Below are 24,679 nucleotides of genomic sequence, written 5' to 3' on the forward strand. Positions count from 1 at the left end.
AGCAAAACAGGCAAAAAAATTTAAGCCAACTTCAATAAACACGTACCACATGCATGAGCAATTTTTGCCTTGCCGATTGTTGGGCCATCATTTGCAAGCTCCACCATTTTTTGAACGTCTGGTGATGCACCGTAACGCTGAACGACACCATGAAATTCTTCTACATCATGCGGTCGCAAATAATATTTATACTCACCTGTAGACGGGCTGATTTGGTAGTTACCATCTTCATCTTTTTTAGCACCAACGTGATACAGCTCATGTTCGATCAATGCGCAAAAATCAGTATCATTGGCTTTGTGTGCAAACCATGCATCAATCGTGATGATGAAATTCGGCACACAACCAAACCAGTCAATCATCTGTTTTTCTTGACGCAACTTTCGCCAGCCGCCCGCCATCGGTGCAAACTTTTCAGTCTGACCCAGAACAATTTTTTCAGACTTTTTAAATCCACTTGATGCCCATAGCACCATGAATAAATCATCATCCCACGGCGATATATGCGTGTGATCAGGATTGTGTAACTCACCACCCTCATCAATGAATGTTTTTAAAATCCATTCTTTTAATTCAGGTGCTGCCTCAAACCCCACTGGGTCTTCAGGATCAAGATCAAGTAAGCTTCGAGGCGGCATCGGTCGTTTCACAGCAATACATTCCGTAAGTTTCTAATTCGCTCTTTCAATCGGCGCATGATGCCGTCTATCGCTAGCATCTCTGCCCGCGTCAATCCCGATCTACTGAGATTCTGATACTTAGACAGTTCAGCACTGCAAAATTCTAAGTCTTGTTTCGCTTGCACTTTGTCTGTCATAAAAAACTCACATTAAAAAACCCTGTGAATTTTTCCCACAGGGTTTTACATTTATGTAATTTGCATTAATTGGGTATAAGCTATAAACCTAAATTGATAAAGACTCCGACACCCTCAACAGTATTCTTTGAAAACCTTGAACCTACAATATTAAGCTCATTGGAGTTTCCCCATATATTCAAACCCAAAGGTCTCAAATCCAATAAGGAAATAACAGCGCGTTTCTCGCCTTCAAGCTTAACTTGTAAAATTGGAATATTTTGAAGATAGATTTGCATTACGCCAGTTTTTTGATCTTCAAAAACCTTAATATTTGAGTCTTTCGATATACTATTATCAACGATAGGTAGAAATAGATTCTTAGATGGGTCAATAACAGCTTGTAGCCATACTTGGGGTCTTTCACCACCCCCAATAATTAATGGCAAAATATTTTTAACTGCAAAAGGAAATCCACCACCTTTCACCAAGTTGCTACATAGAACCAATTCATCTAATTTTTTTAAGTTTTTAGGAACATTTTCAAAGGTAATCATTAGTTATTATCTCCGTGAAAAAACATCTTCTGCTCTGGAGATTCCTTAAAATGTTTTTCAATCTTAGCTAAAGTCATCTTTTTTTCGTCTGGGGTAATTTTGGCAATAACAAAAAATATGATGGTGATAAATGTCGTTATACCAAATATGACAAACTCAAAGGTTTCAATCCTTGCCTCGAATCCTAATTTAGTTGATAGATATTTCCCCCCGCAGTTAATACCCAGCCCAACAGATAACCAAAATGCATTTGTTACAAGATTATCAATACTTCTTGTTGAGCCTTTCAGATCCTTAAATTCTGACAAGGGTAAATGGTAATCAGGTTTAAAGGTTGCACTAAATACCGCCCTGTTTAATGCATCATCCACATTAACCGTATTAGTGATTTTTTGATGGATGATGTCTTCTCTTTTTTCAGTAGACATTAAGTTTGATTTAGTATTTTTAATTGTTCATCATTCTATCAAGTAACGTCTGTACTTAGTAGCAAAATTCACCATCCAATAAGAAAAGAAAAACCCCGCCAAGTTAGTTATCTCAGCGGGGTTCTATATGCCGTAATACGTTCGGCTAGTGCTACCAAACTAATGCTTGGTAGCGAGGGCTTGAATTTATCTACACTCCAGCTTTGGGGGAGTGCTGGAATATACACGCTTAATGTTTGCTGATGCTGTTAATTCACCTGGTAATAATGGGGATAAAACCGAAATTAGCCCAAAATCAACCATTGCACTACCTTCATAAAAGCAATTTATTCCAGCTGGTTTCAATGGGATTTTAAAATCATTATGCATATCTTTACCACTACCAGAATATTCAACCGTTAAACCCTTTAATAAAGGGATTTGAGATTCTGACTGTTTGATTGTGATAAGCATCATTTCATCCGTATGCTCATGCATCCCATAACTAAAATCCACTCTTACTGGAGCGATTGAACTAAAAGTATCTGATTGATACTCATTTTCGTAATCATCTGCATGAAATGTGGTTGAAAGTGTTTTAAATTTTTCAGCAGCTAACACATCAATTGAAACAAACATTAACCCACAAAGCATAATTTTATTTAATTTTTTCATATAATATCAGCCCGTTTAATTTAAGAGCATGGATTGTACAATTATATAGAAATTAAACAACAAAAAAGCCCACCTTTCGATGAGCTTTTAAGGCTTGGTCTCGGTTGAACCGTAATACGACCAGTATAGAAAAACTATACCTTAGATCCATTTAGGATGTCAATCAGCCAACCATCTTTAATTTCGAGCGGTAGCTTGCCACATAGGTTTCAATTTCATCTTGCAGTTCTTTCAACAAAAGTTCTACGGCGTTACCCAACCAAGCATATCGTTTTGAGTATGTATTTGGCTCAATGTAATCAATCCCCGAAAACACCAATCGGCCCTTCAAAGTATGATATTCACGCAACTTCGGACGCAGGCCATAAAATAATTCCATTCGAGCTACGTGTTGACAGAATACTGCCATATTGAAAGTTTCACGTTGTTTTTCTATCTCATCCTGAACCATTCGCCACAAGCACCCAGCAATGTAATCTGTTAAATCCTTGTATTGCTGAGTATTATCACGAAGATCACCCCATACCAAAATTGATGCATAAGCTTTGGATTCTTTATTTGGAAGTCCAGCAATAGCCCCACAACGATCTTCCCAATTTACTGGCGTTTCACCTGTTCCTGGAATCCCTGCTTCATAATTAGCAGTCTTGGCTCTTAACTGCTGCCCCAACCACTCAAGATTTGTCATTTTTTCTGTCGCCGCATTCATCGCTTCACCAACCCTTCAATCTGTTTAATTGCAAATCCGCTTGTCACTTGCTCTGTGCTGAACCGTAAAACCTGAAATCCCATCATCGTTGCTGCGTTATATTTTTCCATATCCCCTAAATAACCCTTCCCCCGCGTATGCCTGCCGCCTGACCAGATGCCACCTTCAACTTCGATCAGCAGCTTTGTATTCTTGATATGAAAATCTGCCCGCCATTTTCGTGATGTGTGAAATTTAAATTCCTGCACAAATTCAATTTTTAATGCTCTCAACTGTTGGATCAGTGCTGCCTCACCTACACTTTCCACCTTTACGCCTTTGACTTTGTTTTTACGCTTGGTGGCAGTCTTACGACCACCGCCATAAAGTTTTCTGTATTCAGCAAGCGAGATGCTAGTCACCATCACCTCGCAATGCATACATCACACGACTTGGCACCCAGCCACAGTACCCACAAACCAAACCGCCTGTTAAGCGGCCACAGAATTTACACATGTTCACCTACCCGTTCTATGACTGTTTGAATAGCTTTCAATGTCATATCCTTGTCAGCGGAATCACGTAAAAGATCAGCAATCATTGAAACTTTTCGCTTATATTTCTCAGCAACTTTTTCAGCAGCTTTCTGCATACGATCCTGCACAGTGTTGAATGCGATTAGCTCGTTGTGTTCTTGTTTAAGCTGGATATAGCACTGCTCCATGTTGTTGAGTTGATCAATATTGACTTGTTGTTTACCCCAAACCCGATAAGCCAAACGCACAGTCAGATTCTCAAACTCACCATTACGTTGAATGAACAGGCGCTCACCGTGTTGGAAAACTAAGGTTTGGTATTCAGGCGTTGTTTTTAGCCATTCTTGGAAGTCATTCGCTTTCACAGTCAATCCCCCTGCACAATCGTCATCGGCGAAATGTGATTGCGAATATCACTTACATAGTCTGTGCGGTCATCTTCAAACACAGATTGAATTCGCTCTCGAGCCTTGCTGAAATCCCCGACCAGCATTGCGCCACCTTCAATTTTTTCCTGGCTCAGCTCTGCATAGGCAGCCAATTCTTCCGCTTCGCTGCGACCGTAATAGTGATGATCGATCTCATACTTAAGATCTGACAGTAATTCGAGTTGATCCAAGATGTAATCATTACCATCATGGTAAATAGACTTAACCCAACCCTTCTCTGCATCATGTACAAGCAAGTCCCCACCAAACCACCAGTAATATAAAACCTCGCCTGGACTGCAAACTGAATCCATGTCACGCCACATCTCCGATCCTTCAGGCGCACCATCCACAATTTTCCGCATCTGTTCGATTGTTAAATTCATGCCTTCACCTCAAATAATTCCTTGGCCATACCTGATAAGTAATATCGATACCCTGTGTTTACATAGCCAATGCGACGCACTAACCCAATGCCTTCCAAGTTTGTTAAATATCGCTGTACTGATCTTTTTGACATACCTGGTAATACCTGCGCTCGAATCACGTCAACTGATGCAACTTTGGTGTTTTTAATAAAAACTAGAACTGCGATACCGCGTGTTAACTGCGATACGCCCTTAGATCCAACAAAATCCATTGTTGAAAAATCTTTAGGATGCTTCAAACTGCACCCCCTACCCGCTGATCTGCCCAGTTGCATTCCACAACATCCAACCCATCATGTTGAAAACGGGACCACAGTCGATCACCTAAATCTTTGCGCAATTCTTCTAACGTATAATTTGAAATGAGCATCGTTGGCTTGCCTTCGTCATAACGTGCGTACAGCACTTTGTGCACCAGCTGCAGTCTGTTCTCATGACGATCATGCAAACCGTATTCATCCAAAATTAGTAAATCGTATTCAGTGAATCGATAAACGGCTTGTGCTTCGGTGTCATCTGGCTTAGTCCATGCATTGGCAATTTCTGCTGCCATGTCTTCAGACGTGATGTATCTTGCGAATTTGCCTTTATCCAAAGCGTTTCGAGCCACGGCGCAAGACAGATGCGTTTTACCCGTACCAGTACGACCAACCATGATCAAATTACGTGTAAGGCCCGTAATAAAATCCTTGGTGTATTTCACACAAAGCTCTTTGGCATTTCTTTGGCCATCGTTTTGAGTGATGTACTCGTTAAATCCACTTTTGGCGTGTCGGCTTGGGAGTCTAGCGCCTTCAAAGTGTTTTTTTCGCACCATGGCATCAACTGCTTTTTGGTGCTCAAGGTTGCTTTGAATCACGTTTTCTTTTGCACAGGTTCCACAAACCAAACTACTGCCCGCTTTGATTTTGAGTTCACCGTGGATGGGACAAATGTCGCTACTCACTTGGAAATTAAATCCTGCTACTGCTGCAATTGAGTTCATACAAGGTCCCCCAAATCGATATCGTCAGTTGAGCAAGGCGCATACTGAGTCACATCACCCCAAGCGTCGTTAACGTTTCGTGAAGTGCTAACTTGGCTTTGTTTGTGTTGGTGGGTATTTGTATTGCGTGAAAACTTTCGCTTAATCCATTTCACAAAATTTGAATACATCTGAGTTTCTGTAATCAGCCCAGATTTAAACTTTTGCTCGTAATGCGCATTGACCTCCAGTAAAACCTGATTCACTTGATCTTGTGTCATTGGCATTTCACCTGATCGTTGCAACCAAGAATTCAAAGAATGTAAATCTGGTGTCCAGAGATTCAATACCTGATCTACTGGATTTTGCTGCGTGTTTCTCTCTTTAAAGTTTTCTTTAAATGTTTCTTTAATTGTTTCTTTAATAGTGCCCCGTTCAACGGGACTAGTCCCGTCACCTTTCGCGGTACTAGTCCCGTCCCGTTTGGTGGTACTAGTCCCATCACCTTTAAGGGTACTACCCTCATTTGGTACTAGTCCCTTTTCGCGGTACTGGTCAGGAGTGAATAAATATTCATTTAGACAGCCTGTTGTTCTCTCAACTTTGATCAAACCAAGTTCTTCCAGATCGCGAATACATGACATAACCGTGTCGCGTTTTTTAATCCCGCAATACTTTTGAAATTGAGTAATAGCAATTGGATGTGATGCGCGATCAAACCCTATGGTTTGGCGCATGACAAACATTAAACACTTAAATGCCTTATCGTTTAACTGAGCCATAATCCGACTATCAATTAAAATGTTAGGCATCTTGGTGTAGCGCTCTTCTTTATTCGACATAGCTTTGCGCTCATTTTTTGGGAAATGAACTACTTGCCCTTGAGGTAGTGGTGGTTCATGTGCTAAATTTGTGTTCATTCAATGCCCTCTAAGTTTTGAATACAAAAGCCTGATCTCAACCATCAGGCTTTTTCTTTGCCTTCAACACAAGCGTGTACCTTGGCATCCAGTTCAGCCAATATCTTGTGCAGTTTGTTTATGACTCGTGACATATCCACCGCTTCACCGCGCGTAATACGACCATCGAGCATCATTTCTTTAAAAACCGATTGAATGTCACCGCCACTGATTCCCATGTTCAACACCAATTCAGTCAGTGCTGTATCTCGGCATTCAGGGATTTGTGGCAAATCAATAGCAACCTTTCCGTGCTCTGCATTAAGTGCATGCAAAATACGGTAGTCGTTTGTGATTCCCATTAGTTTTGAAGCTTCAGCAAGCGTAATGTGATGGGTATCCGTATTTGGATTCACTTTGCTGTTCAGCACGGCTGGGCTTTTAATGCCGAGTCTTGGTGCTAGAGCATTTGCCCCACCTGGGTAGTCATGCACCGTGTGATATGCCGCATCGATGATGTTCATTTATGCTTCCTTTGAACGTGTTATTAGATAACGGCTTCTTTACTATTTTGAGTAGAACGCACATACGCCCAATTAATGTCAGGACGTAGTTGCTCAGCTCGAACTTTTCCTTTCGTAAATTTCTCAATTGGAATACAGCGGTCTTCTGGAATTTTGTCGAAATTCCATTTACTTAAAGCCCAAGGAGTTATATCCAAATTTCGAGCTAAAGCAGACTTACTGCCTGCGATTTTGATTGCTTTTTCAAAAGCGTCTTTTGGAGATGACATAATGCTACCAATAAAACTACTTAAAGTAGAAGATAATATACTACCAAAAATAGAATTGGTGCAACCTAAAATACGGGTTAATATTCTACCTAGCGTAGAAAATAAGAAGGTCCGTAAGGTGCAGACAGCCAAATATCAAGAATTTGCTTCACGGCTTAATAGCCTTATGCAAAAAGAAGGCTCACCAATTACAAACGTGAACCAATTAAAAGATGCTATTCATGTGACTTATGAAATGGCACGACGCTACACGCTTGGAGTTGCCAAGCCACGAGAAGAGAAACTACAAATCCTTGCTGAAAAATTTAATGTGGACATCAGCTATTTGGATCACGGCACTGGTATAGAACCAAATATCTCCACCCCCTTTCCTCTTACTGGTCGATTGGTACCCGTCATCTCTTGGGTACAAGCTGGATCGTGGACCACAGTTGAATCCGTACCTGCAGGTACGCAATTTGATGAATGGCTCCCACCTAACCCGAAATGTGGCAAAAACGGATATGGGCTGACCGTAGTTGGTGAGTCAATGCTTCCAGACTTCCGCCCTGCAGACAAAATTTATGTAAATCCTGACTTTCAAACAAATGATTTAAAAACAGGTGATTTAGTCATCGTCTCTTGTGAAGGTGATTTAGAGGCAACTTTTAAAAAGCTGATTGTTGAAAGCGGCAATATGTATTTGCAACCGCTTAACCCAGACTGGCCTGAAAAAACGATTCCATTGGTGGATGGATGTAAGTTGGTTGGTAAGGTTGTTGGGTTGTATCGGGATGTTTGAAAAGTAATTCACCTGTGACCATGAAGGAATAATAAGCCGCTATATGCGGCTTGGGTATTAATTGCGAACCTGACCAAGGGCTTTAAATAGATTGAGTGAAAGAGCGCGACAATTACCGTCAAACTCATAATGAAACTAAAAATACAGACTGTTAAACTATGACAATAACCAACGCAGACTTGATTGATGATGATGCTATGAGCGAGAAATTCCATGTAGTTTATGATGGCAAGGCACTAGAGGAACACCTTATGGATGTTCGTGATCTTGCGCCTGCCATGATGGCTATAAGCGACCTCCTGACTCATGCAAACAAAGAGATCAATGGGGATAAGCTTGAAATTCAACTAAATGTCAAAGCAAACTTTAAAACAGGTTGCTTCGGAATAGAATTTGTTGAGCACCTATCTTGGGTGAATCAGATTAAGGATATGCTGGCTGGCCCTACTGCAACAGCCTTGGCGAACGCAAGCGGGATCTTAGGTTTAGTGGGTTTTTTTAGCGGAGCTACTGCTGGTGTAATTCAAATTTATAAAAAACTCAAAGGTAAGCCTCCTGTTAGAATAGAAGAGACGACCGACAATGCAAAAGTTTTTTATTCCGAAACAGAATATTTGGAAGTTGATAAAAGAGCATTGCGCCTCTATCGAAGCAAGGTTATTGCATCTGATATTGAAAAAATGCTAGAGCCATTAAGTAAGGATGGAATTGATTCATTTTATGTTGTAAGGGAAATGCTTGATGAAAATGTTGAACTTTTTATTAATAAAGAAGAAGTTGAGTATTTTAAATTTCAAGACATTGATGATCATTTAAGTGAAAGCATTACAGAAACTTTCTTACAGATTGAATCAATATCTTTTAAAGAGAAAAATAAGTGGCGATTCAATAATGGGGGGTCAACAATTAATGCTTCTATTTCTGATGAAGCGTTTCTTCAAAGAATTGATTCTGGATTGCTTCGTTTTGGTAAGGGTGATCTACTAAAGGTTAAGTTAAAGACTATTCAGTTCCTAGCTCACACCAAGCTTAAGACAGAGTTTGAGGTGGTAGAGGTTATTGAACACAAAACCACCAAGCAAGAAGAATTTGATTTTTAACCCCTAGCAAACTCCACACAACCCACCCTCGCGGTGGTTTTTTTTGTGTAATAACTCTGTAACAGTGGATTTAAACGTAGTTTTATACCATTTATTATATTTACTCTTATGATTTAGAATACAAAAAGGAAAATAAAATGAAATACTTGTTAGGTGCAACTCTTGTAGCTCTAGCAATCACAGGCTGTACTTCGACTCCAAATAAAGAAGTAACACGCGAAAACGTGATACGCAATGCCCCTGAAAACACACAAGTTATCAGTTTTGTAGGCCCTAATGATTTAAAACTTTTCCTAAAATCATCTGACCTATTTGAAACTGCACAAATGATTGATGGATCGGGTAAAGTTTATCATCTTAAACATGCTGTTTCTGGTAGTGGAGTTCGTTTAGCGAATGAGGATGGTGTTTCTATTCACTTCAAAGGCGGTGAAGGTATTGTCGAGTTTGAGAAAGACAAGCCGATCAGTATTACTGAAGTAAAAAAATAAAGTATCAACTTAAGATCAACCCACCCCAACGGTGGGTTTTCTTTTGCACAAATTTACTTATACTTTGCCTACCAATAACAACAAGACAAAACTATCAAAAAACAACCCTACCCCCTACTCCTTGCCTTGATCATCACTGGCTGTCAAAAGCAGCCAGCTGCCCTACCTGAAGAATAACGCGCAGCTAAACTGACTATTTGTTCTGTTCTAGTAAAACTTGATTAGTTACTTGCCAACCCTCGCCCATAATCATTTTTACAGTGTATTTAAACTTATTAGCAGGGAAATTATTACCACCATCCTTTCCGCCATATCTTTCGTCTGCATAATTCCAAGAGATGATTTCAAAATGATCTGGACTGATCTGCTTAACGCTATCTATAAACCGAAAATTAATATCAATGTTGTCACCAAAAGCATTATCAGTTTGAACAACAAACGGTCTTGAATTGGAGTATTTACTTACTTCCGACATGAAAAAGGACATGGTACCACTGCCACCATTACATCCTTTGTCACCACCCCACAAAACAAAATATTCTGAAAAGCCAATTTCTTTATCGGAATTTATTAAATACACATCCTTAAGTGTCGTTTTGATAAATTCGCTACTCTTATCAAACGAATGCCAACAAGATGTAGCTTCAACATACTTTTTCATTACATCAAAAACTTGTTTTTTTTCATATTCAACTGTTGTGCCAGTAGTTAAACCACTCGCGCCTACTAAAACTAAGCCAGCCAAGACACTTTTTAAACCGTTTCTCAATTTAAGACCTTCTAATTAATAAGTATTTTTCAATTTTATATCTATTCAGAATCAATACAAGCAATTATCAAACTTAATAGAATTAAATTTTCATGTGTTAGCACTGCACCACAAAAGCAACTTTAAGTAGAAATATTTTCTACAATCTATTGACATTATTTCTACTTAAAGTAGTATTTATTTCACTAGGCAATAAAAAAGCACCCCGACCTTCTACCTTCTGGGTGCTCTGCACATAGCGAGATAAGTATGAAACAAAATACATCCCATAGCAAGTTAGTCGAAATGCTGATACGACGCCAAAATAAAAAGCGCCTATCACTTCGCTTCAAAAAAATCCTTTCTGATGTTGCGGCATCTGCAGTATTAGCTGCATGCATATTCGGTTTTATGGCCATGAGTTTAAAGGCTTGTGATGCTGAATACGAAAATCAGATCAATGCAACCAAGGCACATTTGGAGGCTACACGATAATGAACGCAATCAATTTACAAAGTGCTGAAAACGCCCGCCAAGCTTGGCTTGAGTCTCGTCGTTTAGGCATTGGCGGTTCTGATGTGGCGGCAATCCTTGGTTTGAGCAAGTACAAATCACCTTATCAATTGTGGCTTGATAAAACTTCACGGTCTGAACTTGAAGATTCTCAATCCGAGGCTGCTTACTGGGGCAACACTTTAGAAGACATCGTTGCCAAAGAGTATGCCAAACGAAATGGCGTTAAGGTGCAGCGTGTTAATGCAACGATCGCTCACCCTGAACAAGACTGGATGCGTGCCAATATTGACCGTGCAATCATTAATCCTGAAATAGCAGGTAATGTGCGCATCAAAAATGGAAAGCTAACCACAGACCGAATCCTTGAGTGCAAGACTGCAAACCAATACTTGGCAAAACTTTGGGGTGATGAGCAAACCGAATCGGTACCTGACTATTACCTGACTCAATGCCAGTGGTACATGGGTATTACAGGTGCATCACTTTGCGGTTTAGGCGTGCTAATCGGTGGTCAAAAGTTCCGTACATACCAAATTGCTTTCGACCCTGAATTGTTTGAAATGCTTATCGAGCAATGTTCTGAGTTTTGGCATGAGCATGTGTTGGCAGACGTACCACCAGCGCCAACCACATTTGATGATGTTTTGCATCGTTGGGCAAAACACAATCCTGATCAGGCTGTGGAAGCTGATAGCGAGCTGGCGCAGATCATCACCGAATACAAAGAGCTAAACAGCAACATTAAGGAGGCTACAGCCGAGCTTGACCTACTCAAGCTGCAGATCTGCACACGTATGGAAGATGCAGAAATGATTATTGCTGAAGAAAAGCGTTTGGCCACATTCAAGTATCAGGAACGCAACACCTTAGACAGCAAAGCATTAAAGGCTGCACATCCTGAGATTTACGAACAGTTTTTAAAGACCTCTAGCACTCGTGTGCTGCGCGTGTCTTAAACCAATAACTAAAGTATAGGAATTTAAATATGACCAACATCACTACAACTCAAAATACCGCAGTGAATTTTTTAACGCCTACAACACTGCAAGAAGCAATGCAGATTGCTGACCTTTTGGCGGGTTCTGACATTGTGCCAAAGGATTATCAGCGCAAGCCTGGCAACATTCTTGTTGCTATGCAATGGGGTGCTGAAATCGGATTGCAGCCACTTCAAGCAATGCAAAACATTGCTGTAATTAATGGTCGCCCATCTATCTGGGGTGATGCAATGCTTGCTTTAGTGCGTGGCTCAGGCTTACTTGACTTCATCCGTGAAGAACTTTCAGAAGATGGTACTAAGGCAATTTGCACAGTAAAGCGTAAAGGCGAAGAGCCAACCGTTTCAGAGTTCAGTATGGAGGATGCTAAAAAAGCAGGCTTATCAGGTAAGCAAGGACCTTGGACACAGTATCCAAAGCGCATGATGAAATTACGTGCACGCTCTTATGCTTTGCGTGATGTCTTCCCTGACGTGCTCAAAGGTATGGCAATTGCTGAGGAAGAAAAGGATAAGGAAATTGATATTACCCCTGCTGCGGTTACACCAGAAACAAGCAATGCAAAAGCAAATAGTGGTTCATCTGCATTAAAAGCACGTATGGCCAAGAAGCAGGCGGTTGAGTCTGTTGCCACTGAAATTGACTTAACACCATATTACCAGCGCATTGATAACGCAACGTCACTTGATGATTTGAAGCAGATCGGTGCTGATATCGCAGCGCTTAATTTGGGCGAGCCTGCCAAATCTGAAATTGGGGAGGCATACAAAGCCAAACATAAAGAGCTTAAAGAAGCTCAAATGTTCCCTGCTGAATCTGTGACCGCTGTGATTGATGAAATCAACAATGCAAGCGACTTAGATGCGTTGAATACGGTTATGGCGACCCGCTTTGAACCATTTACAGCAAAAATGACTGAACAGCAAATTGCTCAAATTAATTCAGCGTATGAAGCTCAAGAAGCAGCTCTAACACCATGAGTTTTTCATATTCAACCATCACCCGAACACTGACAGTGTTTGGGACCAAGATGACGCACATATTTAACAACGTGAGTTTAGGTGAAATTGACAGCCTAATTCTTGACGCAAAATTCAAAGAAGCGAACTGGAGAGAATAATGAATTCAGCTGCTGATATGAGACGCTTTCATGAGCAGACAGCTCTACAAAAAGCAAAACACAAAGTTATTGATGCTTTAAAAAATGATTCGCTTGGTTTGTCTATAAACCAACTAATGAGCATCTGCCGACTTAGCAATAAAACAGTGAAAAACATCCTGGCAACGATTGATGTGCAAGAAGAGCATGGGGTTTATTCCCTGTCAGGTGCTACTAGAGCAGAAATAAAAGCTGAGCCACAGCCACTGCCAGCAGAGCAACCAAAAGCTGAACAACCTAAACAGGTTTCAACCAGAGTGCAGGCAAAAGCTCATGAAGAAATTTTGCAGTACTTGCATGACTTTCCTGTAGGTTTAACAAAGCCTGAATTGATGGCTGCTTTGCAACTGAATGACAAGCAATTCACCAATGGGATTTATAAGCTCAATAAGGATGGCGAAATTATCCGTACAGGTAAATTCGGCAGCTACAAATACCAATTAAAAACTAATGGTCAAGAAATGAATACTGAAGTTATTGCGGCACCAGCTGCTGAAGAAAATGTGATTAGTGTGCAGCCTGTTGTAGAAACATCCGCTCAGGATCCACAACCAAGTGAGCCTGATGCCATCGCTTTTTTAAAAGACCAGATCAAAACAGTGGTCACAACCAAAAACCACTTAACAATTAAGGAAGATCAACTGTGCGCGCTGTTGTCGGACTTATTTGGTTTAAACACAGTCAATTTTTGTGTTGAAGGTAGCCGTTTAGTGGGTGTGCATCTTTCTCAAGAAGAGGTGGCGTGATGGATATTCAGAAAGAAAACAATTTAATGCAAGAAGCTTTTGAAGTTGAAGCTGATGAGATTGGCTTTTGCTTGGATCAAAAATGGGGTGACTACGAAAACCCTTATGAAAGCAGTGATACTGCCCTTGCGTTCAATTTGTTTGAAAAAGGATGGCAAGCAGCCAAAGCCAAAGCGGTGTCGGAAGGGTTTGTTTTGGTTGAAAAGAACTTAATTAAAACCTTGCATGAAGAATTACTAGACCATGAGCCAGATTCTTTTGTAGTGAATCGTGATATTTGCGAATTGTGGGAGCAAGCTAATGACTGAAATTCAACAAACGAACGTCGGCGTGGCGAATTTCATTGCTGGTGAGTTGCACAAGATGTTGCCCTTTGACTTGGTGTTAGATCCAGGTGAAACAGGCGCTCTTTATGAAATAGCGGTTGATATGCGTCATTTAAATTCTGATTTTATTGACTGGGTTATTAAGGTCACAAAGAGCAGAAAGATTGATGGCACTGGAATCATTATCCGTGTGCAAAAACACTTTGTGCATCCGCTCTACAACATGCTTGCTTTATATATTAATAAACATGACCAGTATGGTGTGGTTAAAGCTTTGGGAGAGGTGTCGTGATGGCATTAAAAAACTTGGACTCAGTTGCTGAATGTAAAAAACAGCAATTACTTGAAAGTTTTATAGCTGCTCCAAATGATCAAAATTTTGGTCAAGAAGTGGTGGCGCTATATTTGGGTTGCTCCCCTTGGACACTGGCACGAATGCGCTGCGATGGCTCTGAGTTACCCTATACAAAAATTGGACGACGCATCGCCTATAAAAAACGTGATGTGCTCGCCTACGAAAAAAGCCGCACAACAACGTGCACGGCTCAGTATGTATAAGGTAGGTCTATCCTGCCTTAATTTGTTTTAATCGCTCATCCCAAACACTTTCATAATTAAAACAGTCAATTTTGCCCTGATAAACAGCTTCAACCATGTTCATTGAAGCCCTGAGTTCTTCCATTGGAATTTGCACATATCCACCAGTCACATCAACACGTGGCCTAGCAGTATGATTCAATAATCGCTTGGTCACGTAAATATTGAATCGAAGTAAATTGCAAATCGTGGCAAAAGTACGTCGAAAATCGTGCATTGAAACATAGAAATCCACCTGATCACCTATGACTCTTAGAATCCGATCAACACAGGTGGCATGGATGTTTGCTGACGTTGGTATTTTTGTCGCAGGGAAAACCCAATCGTTCTCACGCAATAAATAACGGTCTTTCAGGATTGATAATAGATGTTCACCAATTGGAAACCAATGGTCAGCACCATTTTTTGTATCCCTAAACACAACAGTTCCATCTTTAAAATTGATGTCAGTCCATTTCAGCTTACAAACTTCCTGACGACGGCAACCCGTATACATTGTGAATAAAAGTATATCTCGATGTGTGTTAGATCGAGCAGTATTTTCTAAATTCAGTTCATCTTGGTAATTCAGAACGGCATTGTAATATTTGTGAATAACCTCTTTATCTAAGTGCCTTTCACGACGCTCAATTTTATTCCAGCCCTTGGTTACAGCAATAACATCAACAGGATTTGTGCGCAGGATTGGATCCTCATCACTTGAGTACAGCACATGCATATATTTCCACAACGTACCCAGTAGCGATACAGCACCATTCGCAGATGAAGGGCTTAACTTAGTTACTTCAATAAATTTATCCAGGACTTCACTTTTGGTGATTTCAAATAATTTTCTATTCGACCAGCGCAAATACAAATTGAAGTACTTATTATATTGTTTGACTGTTTTTGGCTTGAAGTCATTTTTGCTTAGATAAATATCCAATGCTTCTTGCACTGTAATATCAAGTGGGTTATTAACAACTTGTTTTTTAGATGGCTTTACATACTCACCATTGGCAATTTTAGCCAAAATGGTTTGTGCTTTTGCACGAGCGGACAAGGTAGAAATTTCATTAGTTTTACCTAGCACTACCCTGTACAGTTCCCCTGCATTTCGTCTTTCAATGATATAGGATTTTGATTTGGTGGTAGCCCGAACAGCAAAGCCAATTAACTCACTATCCCGATAAATTTTTTGACCTGACGTCGTCAATGGAATAGCATCAACATTGGACTTGTTGAGTTTCATATTTAATACCAGATACCTTAGACAGTACTGATTTAAGCATGTTTCTCAACAGTCTACAAATAATCTACAAGTAAAAAAGTGACACTATAAAACCTGCAAAATACCAACATAACGATTTGTTTTTATTAGATTTATAAAAATAAACTTTCCACAATGGTTCTATAGAAAAAGTAGAATCCACCTAAACGTGTCGATATATTCAAGGCTTGCATCAATGTATATTTCCTTGATTTTTCAAACACATAAATAAGTGCATTTCTAACCTGATCTAAAATTTTAAGACAACCAATATATTAACACTGTAGTACTTTAATTTTGAGTGATTGGCTGATTAAAACGAAAAACCCTGAAAATCAGATCAAATTTTCAGGGTAATATTGAGAAAATTTCTTAAAATTGTTTAGCCGCAAGAAGCTTGTAGAATAATTTTAGTTTTCGGATCGACCACCACAGTGACGCGATTCATACGATAATCCATTGTTACAGGCTGACCTGGTGTAACCATTCTCACAATTTCAGCTCGGGTAAGCGCTTTAATTTGTGTTTCAGTCAAACCTGTTTTACCAACTAACTGCGCAGCAGATTCTGGGACACAATTTTGCATGGTCTGTGGCACCTGAGTTTGTTCATTGATAGGCTGATTACTACACGCAGCTAAAGTTGCCACACTTAAAACAGCCAAAACACTATATAACTTTTTCATGTTGATACTCGTTTTTAATTTCTTCAAACCAACTCAAAATAACATAACTGATTAAATATGCAGTAAATTTACTGAATAAAACTGTGATGATAGTTTTATTGATCAAAATAAATTAGATGTAAGTTTGGATTAAGTTTAATTCTCAATCACACTTAAACTCAGTTTCATCCAATCAATTGCATGTTGGCGACGCTCTTCTAAAGCATTCCATAGCGTATCTTGCGATAATATAGAATATTCCCCTTCGCGGCAGCTAAGTTCAGGCGCATTTTCATAGTCCTCAAGCCATTGTTCACTTTGATAATAGGCCTGTAATTCTTGCCAGAGCTTTTCTGCAGCTTGCCATTTTTGCTGCGCTTCTCGCATCTGTCGATGTAAATCATGCCATTGCTCATATTGTTGCTGTAAAACCTGAGCATCGTACATTTTATTTTTACTCATAGCTGAAATTCAAAAATTAAGATGACATGAGCGTACAATAATTCAAGATCAAGGAATGTGAGTGTATGTAGGTTTTATTTAAAGAAACATATATTGCTATATTTTTTTGCATTAATTTTTAAAGAAGACAATTCCTGATTTATTTAGTCAACTTTAGCTTCATTACTTTCAGTAAAATTTAGTATAAAAGTGTAATTCCATCTTTTTATCAAAAGTTAAAGTCATTAGTATAAGTTTGCTTCAATTTTTTAGAAAAGGTACAAAAATGAAATATATTTTAGGGGCAACATTACTTGCATTCGGTTTAATGGGATGTAACTCAAATTCGAATAATGAAGTGAGCCAAGAAAAAGTACAAAGTAATGCACCTGCAGAAACACAAGTTATTTATTTTAATGGCCCACAAGACTTAACCATTGAATTAAAATCTTCAGATAATTTTGAAACTGCAGAAATGGTAGATAATTCTGACACAGTGTATCATTTAAAACGTGCTGTATCTGGTAGCGGTATTTTACTGAGCAATGATGATGGTGTATCTATTCATTTTAAAGGTGGTGAAGGTGTACTTGAGTTAGTCAAAGATCAGCCTATTAATATTACTGAATTTAAAAAATAGATTTTTTGCTGATCTATACTTAAAAACATCATTCATATTATTTATGATTGATAAATCATTCTATTTGTTATATTGATGATGCTTTTATTTATACAAGCAAGCTTTAAAATAAATACTGAATTAAAAAACCACCTTTTGAGCGATATGCCGAAAGGTGGTTTTTTCTATACTTTTTTAGGGCTTAAATTATAAGAGAGTTAGGTATCCGCTGTTGGAACAATACCTGCAACAGCACAGCCTTTGAAAACTTGATCGCCATAATCTAAGGTCACAGAAAATTCAGCCATTGTACCATCTGCATCTTTACACGGTGTCGAATTAATATTCACATTCACCGCTTTATTGTCATGTTGCCCCATAAACTCAACCCCTTTTGCATACGCTGAACGTTCAACTGGAATTTTAAAGTTTGGCAACGCTGTTCCTTCAACCTCAATCTGGTCGCCATCCACAAGTACACGCCATGATTGTGTTACACCATAAGCTGTAAACTGTTGGATTGGCCCATCATTCACAACTTCAGAGGCAGCTGCATCATTTGTTGTATTTTGCACAGCAGACTGTTGGGTTTCGACTTTTTCAACTGTATTTTCAGGTGCTTTAGATTGATTACATGCACTAAGTAATATTGCTGAACACACTACTGAAAGAACTAAATAATTTTTTTTCATGTTTGCTTCCTTCTAAGCGTAAAAACTACAAATGTATATTGATGCCAATTTGAAATCCGCGACCAGGTAATGGTGCAATATATTTCAATGGTGAATTTTGTGGGCGTGCCTCTTCATTTAATAAATTTGAGCCATGTAAGAAAAAGTCAAAACTGGCATTTTTTAATGCAACTTTCTTTTTAATCGACATATCTAACAACTGATAACTTGGTAAAGCAACCTCATCAAAAATATTTTTACCTAAATATTTAGGCTGATCATAATAGGTACTCGTCACATTTACAGACCAATCTAACCAATCCCAAGTTAAGCTCGCCCCATAACGATTTGTTGGCATATTGGAAAAATACTGCCCTTCATTATTAGAGTCTGTATTGTCTGTATTTAATTGGGTCTTATTCTTCACTAAATCAGCGAAAGCTGAAACACTTAAATCACCGTATTTTTGTAGTGAAAATGTATGTGCTGCATCCACCTCAAAACCAGTAATTGTCGTATCTGTTTGCGTCCAATATTTTAACGGTAAACGATTACGCATCGACATTCCTGTATTGCGTAAATATAAATAATTATCAAAATTCATTTCATACACTGTGGTTTGTAAACGTGATGCAGAATTAGAAAAAATTGCCGTTAATTCTTTCGCTTTTAGTTTCTCAACTTTTAAATCTTGATTGCCTTCTTCTTGAGCTAAAACCGAATAATGCGGCTGACTACTATATAACTCATTAATTTCAGGTGCACGTTTAGCTGCACTATATTTTGCTTTTAATTCTAAATAATCTGTTAATCGAGTCCCCACACCAACAGAAAAACTGTTTAAATCAAAATCTCTATTTTCTAATGTTGTATTTTGTGCATTCCGTGCCAATTTAAAGCTTTGATCCTGAATTTTATGCTGCAATCGCTCGGCGCGATAACCTGCATCCAAGTAAAAACGATTAAAATCCAGCTTTTGTTGAATAAAATACGCAAAAGTTTCACTTTTGACATTCGGTAAATACTTTAAATCCCCTGCTCCTGTTACATCACTGTTAAAGTAAATCGTTCCTATTTCACCACTCAAGGTATAATTATTCAACAACTTCAATGGCGTTGTTGAATACTTAATTCAGCCTGTTGAGTGTTAAATTGATACTGATTGGCATTTTCCGCCGCAATATATTCACCCAAACTATTATTGAGTTTTGCTGCTTTAACTTGTATCGACTCTACAAAATTTGCAGGCTGCTCCCATAGTGCATCTAGCGCAAAACGGTTCTGCTTGGTGTGTACACTAACTGGTAACAACTCAGTATAGCTACTTTGAAATGACTTATTTTCTAAAGAAAAACCCGGCACACCATATTGACTGCTTTTATGATCTGCACTGAAACCAATATAGCCTTGCTCCATAAAATAAGTTGTGCCAATCGCATAATGATCTTGTGTTGAGGCTGAATTGGCCAATTTTTTATAATAATTGGGTGTAACATCCTGGTTTATTTTTTGAATTGCTTCCTTACTCTCACCTGCAACATAGTCGGGATTTGGTGTATTGACATAATCTACATATCTGCCATTTACATACCAAGTTGATACAGGTTTATCGGTATATTTAGCCGACTCCTGACTATCATAATAATCTGATAAATTACTTGGATTTTGTTGAATATGTTCAAGCACATAATTATTTAAATAAGGTTGATAACGCGTATTAAATATTTTTTCGATACGAGTATCTTTTTGACACTGGCTGGCTAAACCTGTGTTTACCCCACCACGCTCACCAAATACTTGCGTTTCACACACAGCCGCCTTACTTGCGCCAGGAATATCATACACATCTATTTCCTGCTGCGAAAATTGCAACGTGGTTGCCCAGTTTTTTTGATTATTCAATTCTATACGCATGCCTTTTGCATCAAACTGATTGAATCCTTTACGCAAAACAACTTCCATATAATGTGATTTGTTGGCAATTTCTTTGGGTATTAAACCTGTATCAATATCAACACTCCCACCAATTGCCTGCCCACCATGTCTCACTGCATCCGACCATTTATTTACAGTGATGTTTTGGCTGAATAAAGAATCAAACGGAATGGCTATATCACCACTCATGGTATTTAAACCTTGAATACTTAATCCATTTTCCATTACACCAACACGATGCCCGCTCAAACTACGAATGACTGGCGTACCTGCATGTGGCCCAAAAGCACTGCTTTGTACACCCGATAAATGCTTTAAAGCATCTCCCAAAGTATTTGCCGTTTGAATTTTTTCTTTTCCCACAACATGGTCTGAGTTTTCTTGTTGTGCCTGCAAGCTTATGATTTCAAGTAAAGTTGTTTCAGCATGAGCTGTATGCATCATATAAAAAATGGATAAGCCGAGTAGCGTCAAACGCATTTAAAAATCCCCCAATACAATCTATTGTTATGTTATAACATTTCAATAAAGTGGTGTGATTTTTTTATCAACGGTAAATTTTTTATGCATCTAAATGCTGAAAAACAAATCGAATTTTAATAGTTTTTTTATACAATTCGCCTTATTTTGATCTTTATAATAAAGGTCACTTTTGTACATAAAAATAATGACTTATCTTAATAAATACTGCGCTAGTCTAAATTTTAGACAAAAAAAATCCCACATGGGAATGTGGGAAAACTAAGAAACTACAGCTATGTTTCGTTCATTTATTTTATCGTCATCTGACCGACAAACAGTGGCATAAAATTACTTTTTTAAGTCTATTTTTCACCTTTAACATATCCCATTGGATCCGCATCGAAGTATACGATTTACACCTAGATTATTATTTCCGATCTAACTCTACTAGACCCTGTCTTGCTTCTGTAATGATCAGCTGAATTTCTTCATTTTGCTTTCTCTTTTGTTCAAAATACACATAAATGCCTAGAGAAAATCCCACAGCTAAAATGATCAGCGTCATCATGATAATTGCATTATGATTCATTATATTTAGCCCCTTTAAACTTCCTCACTATTGTGAGATGCAAGGACTATACACAGCAATAACAAAAATGCTCAATTCTAATAAAGAAAATACACTGTTTTTTTAATTTTATCTAAGAAAAACACTTTATTATTTAACAATATAATAAAAAATAAAATGTAAGACATATTCAAAAAATACGTTAAAATTCAATTATATTTTTTCTATCTGTCCTGATTATATTTTTAAGATGTTTTTAATTAATTTTCTCTATCCCATTTAGAAGTCAGTTAAAATAAAAAATTAACCTAAAAAACATAAACTTATTTAAGCCATTACAAGCCTGTTTGAAAAATGCTAATCGATAAAAACACCAACACAAATATGTGACATAGTTGGCATTTTTAATCAATTCTTCAATTTTTCTTGTGATGTGAAATACAATTTTTTTCATCTAGCGGCCAAAAAGCACCAACTTCGATACGCTCCACTGATGCTCAACCAGTCTGCTATTATATGGAAGCTCTGTTTAATTTAGATTGAAATGACTTTAAATCACCAGAACTCTGACAATGATGGTTTGATGCTCCTCATTTTCCTCAATCAGTTGTAAACGCTTTTGTTCTTTACTCACGACTTTAAAGCGCAAGTTTTGATATTCAATAATGCTTGGAATTTGGTCAAAATATTGTGCATCAGCATCAATTTCATCCTCAAATAATGATGTACCAAGTTGATAGTCCAAACTTTTTAAAACGATATATTTCACCGTTGTTTTCATCACAGCATCCTTTTTATTACTTTTTGCTTTACTTTTATTTGTATCACCGTTCATGCCACGATTAAACCTATAATTGTAAATTTTGCTGTATTTATAGGCAGTTAAATCGTGAACATTCTTATTTTAGCATTTCACTTTTTGATGTTTTTTCGCACAAGTCGACAAAATTCAGTACACTTGAGCAACTTATTCTATTCACTTGCAGATTTATCATGCTCAAACAATGCTGTGCCATACTTGAACAACGCCAACAGACTGTGGCTTTTATTGAAAGTGCCAGCTCAGGTTACTTATGTAGTCAGTTTTCTATTTATAAAAATAGCGGTGCCAATATTTTACTTGGTGGATTAGTCAGTTACGACCCAAGCATTAAACGTGAGATTTTGCATGTGAATAGTGACTTAATTGCCACCTATACCGCTGAATCCGCAGAAGTCACACAAGCCATGGCAGTTCAAGGCAAAAAACTATTTCAACATGCAGATTTTATTGTGGCATGCACAGGGTTACTGAAACCAGGCGGCAGTGCCACACCAGAAAAACCTGTAGGGACATTTTTTATCGCCATTCATTATCAGCAGCAAACTTTTCAGTACAAATATTTTTTAGATGGCAATCCATTACAACGACTAGAACAGCTCACTCTGTTAGTCGCTCAAGACCTGATTGATCTAATGCAAGATACAAACACTTGTACTGCACCCTGAAGTAAACCTATCTTTTTAAGTCTCTATAAAAACTCTCATGACTGCCCAATTTTAAAAGATAGAGTGTCATGATTTCGTCATCACTCACAGAGTAAGCCAGTAGCACAAGCTGTTTGTCCATTTTAAATTTATAAACAAATACTCCTGCTAAATCCCCCACTTTAGCTTCTCCGATATCAGGATTATTCCAAACGGTTATTACGGCATTATCAACATCTTTTTTCTGCTGCTTGGTTAGTTTTTTCACTGTCCGTTCAAATAAGGGAGTTTGTTGTATATTCATTGAACTCAACCAAAGCTATATGGTGTTGTATTCCCTGCTTTGACATGCGCCATACTAAGCAACAAATCTGCTATATCTTGAAAAGTTAAATCGGGATTGTCTTGTGCGATTTTTCCAATTTTAGCCCAGTACTCAATTTGTTTAGTTGCACTTCTACTTTCAGCCATCCCGTAAATCTTTGCTGATTCAACAATATCGCTGTCGATTTTAACTGCTACATGTGACATTGCTTTTTCCTCATATTAATTATGGAATAAATTTTAGCCAATCATGCAACCATTTACAACCTTAAGAAACAAAATACAACAACCTTCTTTTATGATCAAATATTTAAAAATGCGCTATCGTACGCCCGATCTTTTTTAATTCTCTAACGCTTCAATAATTACTCATTGTATTTTTGACTACCCTCATCCAAACCTCAAAAAAAATAAGGTTCCATTGCTTAACAATGAAACCTTATCTTCAGCCTAAACTGCTGCATCACATGATGTTCATGCACGGTACAGCTTTTTAGACAACCAATTAAGCAGCCGAACGCTCTGCAATTGGTACAACTTTACGCAATTCTGGGCCTGTATAATCTGCACTTGGGCGGATAATACGGTTATCTGCACGCTGTTCCATCACGTGTGCTGCCCAACCTGTTACACGGCTCATCACAAAGATTGGTGTAAATAGTTTGGTCGCAATACCCATAAAGTGATACGCAGACGCATGGAAGAAGTCAGCATTACAGAATAATTTCTTCTCACGCCACATCACTTCTTCACAACGCACCGATACAGGATAAAGTACTGTATCACCTACATCTTGCGCTAAACGCTCAGACCAGATTTTGATGATGCCGTTACGTGGATCATTGTCTTTATAAATCGCATGACCAAAGCCCATGATCTTTTCTTTACGTTCCAACTTGCCTAGCATTTCACGTTCAGCTTCTTCTGGCGATGTCCAATTTTCAATCATTTCCATCGCTGCTTCATTCGCGCCACCGTGTAATGGGCCACGTAATGAACCAATCGCGCCTGTAATACATGAATGCATGTCAGACAAAGTTGATGCGCAAACACGTGCTGTAAATGTTGATGCGTTGAACTCATGCTCTGCATACAAAATTAATGACACATTCATGACTTGTTCATGCAATTCATTTGGTTTTTCACCACGTAATAAATGCAGGAATTGTGCGCCAATTGAATCATCATCCGTATTTTCTTCAATACGCACGCCATCGTGGCTATAACGATACCAGTAGCAAATAATAGCTGGCAAAGTCGCCAAGATGCGGTCTGCTACATCTTGTTGCTGTTCAAATGACTGTTCGGTTTCTAAGTTACCTAGCATTGAAACACCTGTACGCATCACATCCATTGGGTGTGAATCTGCAGGAATACGCTCAAGCACTTCTTTGAGTGCTTGAGGCAATGCACGTAAAGATTTCAATTTTGCTTTATAGGCAGCCAATTGCTCTGAAGTCGGCAATTCACCAAAGAAAATCAAGTATGCAACTTCTTCAAACTGACAGTTTTCTGCCAAGTCTTGCACATCATAACCACGGTAAGTTAAGCCTGCGCCACTTTTACCAACAGTTGAGAGTGAGGTTTTACCTGCCACTTGTCCACGCAATCCTGCGCCTGTGAGTACTTTTCCTTCAGCCATTTTT

At 38.5% G+C, this 24,679-nt stretch carries 34 protein-coding genes and 2 pseudogenes; 12 read left to right on the top strand and 24 right to left on the bottom strand.

Annotation, left to right across the window (positions count from 1 at the left end):
- Nucleotides 1-20: 20 nt before the first annotated feature.
- The 13 genes from FTU09_RS00355 to FTU09_RS00415 all read right to left on the bottom strand — a co-directional run bounded on the left by FTU09_RS00355 (nucleotide 21) and on the right by FTU09_RS00415 (nucleotide 7,171).
- Entirely contained in the window at nucleotides 21-638 is a 618-nt protein-coding gene (locus FTU09_RS00355) for a putative metallopeptidase (RefSeq protein WP_180079371.1), read from the bottom strand.
- A gap of 259 nt (nucleotides 639-897) precedes the next feature.
- Nucleotides 898-1,353: a hypothetical protein gene (locus FTU09_RS00360; protein ID WP_180018033.1), complete on the bottom strand. Its 456-nt coding sequence runs from the start codon at nucleotides 1,351-1,353 to the stop codon at nucleotides 898-900.
- Nucleotides 1,353-1,781 (bottom strand): hypothetical protein, encoded by a 429-nt coding sequence (locus FTU09_RS00365; protein ID WP_180079372.1) that lies wholly within the window; start codon nucleotides 1,779-1,781, stop codon nucleotides 1,353-1,355. The genes FTU09_RS00360 and FTU09_RS00365 overlap by 1 nt, the downstream gene beginning before the upstream one ends.
- Before the next feature lie 186 nt (nucleotides 1,782-1,967).
- Nucleotides 1,968-2,435 (bottom strand): hypothetical protein, encoded by a 468-nt coding sequence (locus FTU09_RS00370; protein ID WP_180079373.1) that lies wholly within the window; start codon nucleotides 2,433-2,435, stop codon nucleotides 1,968-1,970.
- Between the two features lie 163 nt (nucleotides 2,436-2,598).
- The gene (locus FTU09_RS00375; protein WP_180079374.1) at nucleotides 2,599-3,144 is read right to left on the bottom strand and encodes a hypothetical protein; all 546 of its coding nucleotides are present in this window, start codon (nucleotides 3,142-3,144) and stop codon (nucleotides 2,599-2,601) included.
- Nucleotides 3,141-3,545 (bottom strand): DUF559 domain-containing protein, encoded by a 405-nt coding sequence (locus FTU09_RS00380; RefSeq protein WP_180079429.1) that lies wholly within the window; start codon nucleotides 3,543-3,545, stop codon nucleotides 3,141-3,143. Before FTU09_RS00380 ends, FTU09_RS00375 begins: the two co-directional genes overlap by 4 nt.
- Nucleotides 3,546-3,631: 86 nt before the next feature.
- Nucleotides 3,632-4,024 (bottom strand): hypothetical protein, encoded by a 393-nt coding sequence (locus FTU09_RS13810; RefSeq protein ID WP_257226837.1) that lies wholly within the window; start codon nucleotides 4,022-4,024, stop codon nucleotides 3,632-3,634.
- 2 nt (nucleotides 4,025-4,026) lie between these two features.
- On the bottom strand, nucleotides 4,027-4,473 hold the full coding sequence (locus tag FTU09_RS00390) for a hypothetical protein (protein ID WP_180079375.1): 447 nt from the start codon (nucleotides 4,471-4,473) through the stop codon (nucleotides 4,027-4,029).
- Nucleotides 4,470-4,754, bottom strand: coding sequence for a hypothetical protein (locus tag FTU09_RS00395; protein ID WP_257226838.1), 285 nt, complete (start codon nucleotides 4,752-4,754; stop codon nucleotides 4,470-4,472). The genes FTU09_RS00390 and FTU09_RS00395 overlap by 4 nt, the downstream gene beginning before the upstream one ends.
- On the bottom strand, nucleotides 4,751-5,500 hold the full coding sequence (locus FTU09_RS00400; RefSeq protein WP_180079376.1) for an ATP-binding protein: 750 nt from the start codon (nucleotides 5,498-5,500) through the stop codon (nucleotides 4,751-4,753). Before FTU09_RS00400 ends, FTU09_RS00395 begins: the two co-directional genes overlap by 4 nt.
- Nucleotides 5,497-6,399, bottom strand: a complete 903-nt coding sequence (locus tag FTU09_RS00405; RefSeq protein ID WP_180079377.1) for a replication protein — start codon at nucleotides 6,397-6,399, stop codon at nucleotides 5,497-5,499. Before FTU09_RS00405 ends, FTU09_RS00400 begins: the two co-directional genes overlap by 4 nt.
- Nucleotides 6,400-6,443: 44 nt before the next feature.
- Nucleotides 6,444-6,902, bottom strand: coding sequence for a phage regulatory CII family protein (locus FTU09_RS00410; RefSeq protein ID WP_180079378.1), 459 nt, complete (start codon nucleotides 6,900-6,902; stop codon nucleotides 6,444-6,446).
- 23 nt (nucleotides 6,903-6,925) lie between these two features.
- Complete coding sequence (locus tag FTU09_RS00415; protein ID WP_180079379.1) at nucleotides 6,926-7,171, bottom strand: helix-turn-helix domain-containing protein; 246 nt, start codon at nucleotides 7,169-7,171, stop codon at nucleotides 6,926-6,928.
- Nucleotide 7,172: 1 nt separating this feature from the next.
- Here FTU09_RS00415 and FTU09_RS00420 point away from each other — a divergent pair, with 1 nt between their 5' ends.
- The 3 genes from FTU09_RS00420 to FTU09_RS00430 all read left to right on the top strand — a co-directional run bounded on the left by FTU09_RS00420 (nucleotide 7,173) and on the right by FTU09_RS00430 (nucleotide 9,543).
- Nucleotides 7,173-7,952, top strand: a complete 780-nt coding sequence (locus tag FTU09_RS00420; RefSeq protein WP_180079380.1) for a LexA family transcriptional regulator — start codon at nucleotides 7,173-7,175, stop codon at nucleotides 7,950-7,952.
- A gap of 158 nt (nucleotides 7,953-8,110) precedes the next feature.
- Nucleotides 8,111-9,052 carry a hypothetical protein gene (locus FTU09_RS00425; protein WP_180079381.1) on the top strand — a complete coding sequence of 314 codons (942 nt, stop codon included), beginning with the start codon at nucleotides 8,111-8,113 and terminating at the stop codon, nucleotides 9,050-9,052.
- Between the two features lie 137 nt (nucleotides 9,053-9,189).
- Complete coding sequence (locus FTU09_RS00430) at nucleotides 9,190-9,543, top strand: hypothetical protein (protein WP_180079382.1); 354 nt, start codon at nucleotides 9,190-9,192, stop codon at nucleotides 9,541-9,543.
- A 193-nt stretch (nucleotides 9,544-9,736) separates the two neighbouring features.
- Here the strand turns inward: FTU09_RS00430 and FTU09_RS00435 are convergent, their stop codons facing one another.
- Complete coding sequence (locus FTU09_RS00435; protein ID WP_257226839.1) at nucleotides 9,737-10,288, bottom strand: hypothetical protein; 552 nt, start codon at nucleotides 10,286-10,288, stop codon at nucleotides 9,737-9,739.
- A gap of 273 nt (nucleotides 10,289-10,561) precedes the next feature.
- On the opposite strand from FTU09_RS00435, the gene FTU09_RS00440 reads away from it, so the two are divergent.
- The 7 genes from FTU09_RS00440 to FTU09_RS00470 all read left to right on the top strand — a co-directional run bounded on the left by FTU09_RS00440 (nucleotide 10,562) and on the right by FTU09_RS00470 (nucleotide 14,594).
- Complete coding sequence (locus FTU09_RS00440; protein WP_180079383.1) at nucleotides 10,562-10,786, top strand: hypothetical protein; 225 nt, start codon at nucleotides 10,562-10,564, stop codon at nucleotides 10,784-10,786.
- Nucleotides 10,786-11,763 carry a YqaJ viral recombinase family protein gene (locus tag FTU09_RS00445; RefSeq protein ID WP_180079384.1) on the top strand — a complete coding sequence of 326 codons (978 nt, stop codon included), beginning with the start codon at nucleotides 10,786-10,788 and terminating at the stop codon, nucleotides 11,761-11,763. The genes FTU09_RS00440 and FTU09_RS00445 overlap by 1 nt, the downstream gene beginning before the upstream one ends.
- Before the next feature lie 29 nt (nucleotides 11,764-11,792).
- Nucleotides 11,793-12,785 (top strand): recombinase RecT, encoded by a 993-nt coding sequence (locus FTU09_RS00450; protein WP_180079385.1) that lies wholly within the window; start codon nucleotides 11,793-11,795, stop codon nucleotides 12,783-12,785.
- Between the two features lie 139 nt (nucleotides 12,786-12,924).
- Nucleotides 12,925-13,710, top strand: a complete 786-nt coding sequence (locus FTU09_RS00455) for a hypothetical protein (protein WP_180079386.1) — start codon at nucleotides 12,925-12,927, stop codon at nucleotides 13,708-13,710.
- The gene (locus FTU09_RS00460; RefSeq protein WP_180079387.1) at nucleotides 13,710-14,018 is read left to right on the top strand and encodes a hypothetical protein; all 309 of its coding nucleotides are present in this window, start codon (nucleotides 13,710-13,712) and stop codon (nucleotides 14,016-14,018) included. Before FTU09_RS00455 ends, FTU09_RS00460 begins: the two co-directional genes overlap by 1 nt.
- On the top strand, nucleotides 14,011-14,328 hold the full coding sequence (locus FTU09_RS00465; protein WP_180079388.1) for a hypothetical protein: 318 nt from the start codon (nucleotides 14,011-14,013) through the stop codon (nucleotides 14,326-14,328). The genes FTU09_RS00460 and FTU09_RS00465 overlap by 8 nt, the downstream gene beginning before the upstream one ends.
- Complete coding sequence (locus FTU09_RS00470; RefSeq protein WP_104852053.1) at nucleotides 14,328-14,594, top strand: helix-turn-helix domain-containing protein; 267 nt, start codon at nucleotides 14,328-14,330, stop codon at nucleotides 14,592-14,594. The genes FTU09_RS00465 and FTU09_RS00470 overlap by 1 nt, the downstream gene beginning before the upstream one ends.
- A 7-nt stretch (nucleotides 14,595-14,601) precedes the next feature.
- Here the strand turns inward: FTU09_RS00470 and FTU09_RS00475 are convergent, their stop codons facing one another.
- The 3 genes and pseudogenes from FTU09_RS00475 to FTU09_RS00485 all read right to left on the bottom strand — a co-directional run bounded on the left by FTU09_RS00475 (nucleotide 14,602) and on the right by FTU09_RS00485 (nucleotide 17,008).
- The gene (locus tag FTU09_RS00475; protein WP_180079389.1) at nucleotides 14,602-15,864 is read right to left on the bottom strand and encodes an integrase family protein; all 1,263 of its coding nucleotides are present in this window, start codon (nucleotides 15,862-15,864) and stop codon (nucleotides 14,602-14,604) included.
- Nucleotides 15,865-16,264: 400 nt separating this feature from the next.
- A pseudogene (locus FTU09_RS00480) lies at nucleotides 16,265-16,465 on the bottom strand (I78 family peptidase inhibitor); the annotation flags it as partial.
- 237 nt (nucleotides 16,466-16,702) lie between these two features.
- A complete protein-coding gene (locus FTU09_RS00485; RefSeq protein WP_154320729.1) occupies nucleotides 16,703-17,008 on the bottom strand; it encodes a DUF4298 domain-containing protein in 306 nt (101 codons plus the stop codon).
- Nucleotides 17,009-17,273: 265 nt separating this feature from the next.
- Here FTU09_RS00485 and FTU09_RS00490 point away from each other — a divergent pair, with 265 nt between their 5' ends.
- Nucleotides 17,274-17,627, top strand: a complete 354-nt coding sequence (locus tag FTU09_RS00490; protein WP_180043664.1) for a hypothetical protein — start codon at nucleotides 17,274-17,276, stop codon at nucleotides 17,625-17,627.
- Nucleotides 17,628-17,824: 197 nt separating this feature from the next.
- Here the strand turns inward: FTU09_RS00490 and FTU09_RS00495 are convergent, their stop codons facing one another.
- The 4 genes and pseudogenes from FTU09_RS00495 to FTU09_RS00510 all read right to left on the bottom strand — a co-directional run bounded on the left by FTU09_RS00495 (nucleotide 17,825) and on the right by FTU09_RS00510 (nucleotide 22,023).
- Complete coding sequence (locus FTU09_RS00495) at nucleotides 17,825-18,298, bottom strand: hypothetical protein (RefSeq protein ID WP_180079390.1); 474 nt, start codon at nucleotides 18,296-18,298, stop codon at nucleotides 17,825-17,827.
- A 25-nt stretch (nucleotides 18,299-18,323) separates the two neighbouring features.
- Nucleotides 18,324-20,692 (bottom strand): annotated as a pseudogene (locus tag FTU09_RS13930) (TonB-dependent receptor domain-containing protein).
- Between the two features lie 409 nt (nucleotides 20,693-21,101).
- Entirely contained in the window at nucleotides 21,102-21,263 is a 162-nt protein-coding gene (locus FTU09_RS00505; protein WP_004973471.1) for a hypothetical protein, read from the bottom strand.
- A gap of 529 nt (nucleotides 21,264-21,792) precedes the next feature.
- Nucleotides 21,793-22,023, bottom strand: a complete 231-nt coding sequence (locus FTU09_RS00510; RefSeq protein ID WP_026438431.1) for a hypothetical protein — start codon at nucleotides 22,021-22,023, stop codon at nucleotides 21,793-21,795.
- A gap of 212 nt (nucleotides 22,024-22,235) precedes the next feature.
- Between FTU09_RS00510 and FTU09_RS00515 the strand changes: the two genes are divergently transcribed.
- Entirely contained in the window at nucleotides 22,236-22,730 is a 495-nt protein-coding gene (locus FTU09_RS00515; RefSeq protein WP_096901591.1) for a CinA family protein, read from the top strand.
- Nucleotides 22,731-22,737: 7 nt separating this feature from the next.
- Here the strand turns inward: FTU09_RS00515 and FTU09_RS00520 are convergent, their stop codons facing one another.
- The 3 genes from FTU09_RS00520 to prpC all read right to left on the bottom strand — a co-directional run bounded on the left by FTU09_RS00520 (nucleotide 22,738) and on the right by prpC (nucleotide 24,675).
- Nucleotides 22,738-23,013, bottom strand: a complete 276-nt coding sequence (locus FTU09_RS00520; RefSeq protein WP_180079391.1) for a type II toxin-antitoxin system RelE/ParE family toxin — start codon at nucleotides 23,011-23,013, stop codon at nucleotides 22,738-22,740.
- A gap of 5 nt (nucleotides 23,014-23,018) precedes the next feature.
- A complete protein-coding gene (locus tag FTU09_RS00525) occupies nucleotides 23,019-23,240 on the bottom strand; it encodes a hypothetical protein (protein ID WP_004973462.1) in 222 nt (73 codons plus the stop codon).
- 298 nt (nucleotides 23,241-23,538) lie between these two features.
- The gene (prpC, locus tag FTU09_RS00530) at nucleotides 23,539-24,675 is read right to left on the bottom strand and encodes a 2-methylcitrate synthase (RefSeq protein ID WP_004973461.1); all 1,137 of its coding nucleotides are present in this window, start codon (nucleotides 24,673-24,675) and stop codon (nucleotides 23,539-23,541) included.
- Between the last annotated feature and the right edge of the window lie 4 nt (nucleotides 24,676-24,679).

The organism is Acinetobacter sp. YH12058 (genome assembly GCF_013419805.1).
GTDB classification, from domain to species: domain Bacteria; phylum Pseudomonadota; class Gammaproteobacteria; order Pseudomonadales; family Moraxellaceae; genus Acinetobacter; species Acinetobacter towneri.